Source organism: Brooklawnia sp., assembly GCF_049651565.1.
Classification (GTDB): domain Bacteria; phylum Actinomycetota; class Actinomycetes; order Propionibacteriales; family Propionibacteriaceae; genus Brooklawnia.
This window is the reverse complement of sequence record NZ_JBASCI010000066.1, coordinates 1-2,268: the sequence shown is the minus strand read 5'-3', so window position 1 is coordinate 2,268 and position 2,268 is coordinate 1. Positions and strand designations below refer to the sequence as shown.

2 protein-coding genes are annotated in these 2,268 nt (G+C 66.9%); both read left to right on the top strand.

Annotated elements, in window-relative coordinates:
- The first annotated feature begins 392 nt into the window (after positions 1-392).
- Complete coding sequence (gene rpsA, locus WBL05_RS03235) at positions 393-1,847, top strand: 30S ribosomal protein S1 (protein ID WP_424223700.1); 1,455 nt, start codon at positions 393-395, stop codon at positions 1,845-1,847.
- A 107-nt stretch (positions 1,848-1,954) separates the two neighbouring features.
- A partial coding sequence (locus tag WBL05_RS03230; protein ID WP_424223698.1) for a hypothetical protein occupies positions 1,955-2,268 on the top strand: 314 nt, incomplete at its 3' end.

The window sequence follows — 2,268 nt, the reverse complement described above, 5'->3', positions numbered from 1 at the left end:
GGCCTCGCCCGGGGTGCGCAGGCGACCGGGCAAGCCGGGTTCGCCGACCCACCGGGGGCCTGCGACGAGGAGAAGTCCGACGCCCAGCAACGCCAGCACCACAACCATGCCCAGCACCCTGGTGCGGCTTGAGCACATCTGACATCTCCTCGGCCAGGCAGTTCACTGTGGTCTGGGGCCGAGGCTACCAAATCGCCGGCAGCCGAACGACCTGGATTGACCCTCGCCGGGCGGCGCACATAGACTTGGTGGGCATTGTGGCCGCGCAACCTCGGACGGAGCAGGCGGCGCGTGCGATGTGGACCTGCCGGCCACGGGGCCGGTCGATTCGATCGCGCAAGGGTCGCAACGCACCCAATCGAATAATCCACCAGTAATCGGAGCCCTACTACATGACCTCCTCCACTGAGGCCTCGAATCAGGTCGCTATTGACGACATCGGCACGCCGGAAGCCTTCGAGGCCGCGGTCGATTCCACCATCAAGTACTTCAACGACGGAGACATAGTCACCGGTACCGTCGTCAAGGTCGATCGGGACGAGGTCCTACTCGACATCGGTTACAAGACCGAAGGTGTCATCCCCTCCAAGGAACTGTCCATCAAGCACGACGTCGATCCGTTCGACGTGGTGCAGGTGGGTGACGAGGTCGAGGCCCTCGTCCAGCAGAAGGAGGACAAGGAAGGCCGCCTGATCCTGTCCAAGAAGCGCGCCCAGTACGAGCGCGCCTGGGGCACGATCGAGAAGATCAAGGAGTCCGACGGCGTCGTCACCGGCACCGTGATCGAGGTGGTCAAGGGCGGCCTGATCGTCGACATCGGCCTGCGGGGCTTCCTGCCGGCGTCCCTGGTCGAGATGCGCCGGGTGCGCGACCTGCAGCCCTACGTGGGCCAGGAGATCGAGGCCAAGATCATCGAGCTCGACAAGAACCGCAACAACGTGGTGCTCAGCCGGCGCGCCTGGCTCGAGCAGACCCAGTCGGAGGTTCGCCAGAGCTTCCTGCACCAGCTCCAGAAGGGCCAGATCCGCAAGGGTGTGGTCTCCTCCATCGTCAACTTCGGCGCCTTCGTCGACCTGGGTGGCGTGGACGGCCTGGTGCACGTCTCCGAACTCAGCTGGAAGCACATCGACCATCCCAGCGAGGTTGTCGAGGTCGGCCAGCAGGTCACCGTCGAGGTCAAGGACGTCGAGCTCGACCGCGAGCGGGTCTCGCTGTCGCTGAAGGCGACCCAGGAGGATCCGTGGCAGACCTTCGCCCGGACCCACCAGATCGGCGAGATCGTCCCCGGCAAGGTCACCAAGCTGGTCCCGTTCGGTGCCTTCGTCCGCGTCGAGGACGGCATCGAGGGTCTGGTGCACGTCTCCGAGCTGGCCGAGCGGCACGTCGAGATCCCCGAGCAGGTGGTCTCGGTCGACGACGACGTGATGGTCAAGATCATCGACATCGACCTGGACCGTCGCCGGATCTCGCTCAGCCTGAAGCAGGCCAACCAGGGTGTCGACATCGCAGCCGACGACTTCGATCCCTCGCTCTACGGAATGACCGCCAGCTACGACGATCAGGGCAACTACATCTACCCCGAGGGCTTCGATCCGGAGACCAACGAGTGGAAGCCCGGCTACGAGGAGCAGCAGGCGGCCTGGGAGGCCCAGTACGCCGAGGCGCAGGCCCGCTGGCTCGCGCTGAAGAAGCAGGCCGCCGAGGCCGAGGAGTCGGCCGCCGCCGCTGCCGTGCCCAGCGCGACCGGCAGCACCGGCTACGCCTCCGAGCCCGCTTCCACCGAAGGTTCGCTGGCCTTCGATGAGGCACTGCAGGAGCTGCGTCAGAAGCTGACTTCCGGCAACTGATCATCCGCACCCGACGCAGCGCTCCGGATCATCTGGTCCGGGGCGCTGCGCGTCGGTGTGCTGTCATCGGGACGCATGCCCTCAACCCGACGCAGCGAGGAGGTTCGATGCTGACTCCCGGCCGCTGGCCGATCCTGGACCACGATGACGACCCGGTGGACCTGGTGTCCGAACTCACCCGGCCGGGTCGGGGGGAGGAGCTGCCCGAACGGGCGGTGCTGGCCATCCTGGGCCCCGCCGTCCGGGCGCACGCCGCCGCCGAGGGCCTGCCCGAGGTCGGGGTCGCCGACTTCGTCACGACGCGTTTCCCGATCCACCTGGTCGAACGTGACGGCCGCGAGGTTGCATTGGTGGAGGCGCCGATCGGTGCCCCCGCCGCGGTGATGGTCGCCGAGTACCTGCGGCAGCGCGGAGTGCGAAC

Coding starts and splice junctions, on each gene's coding strand:
- rpsA (WP_424223700.1), top strand. CDS start 393: ATGACCTCCTCCACTGAGGCCTCGAATCAGGTCGCTATTGACGACATC.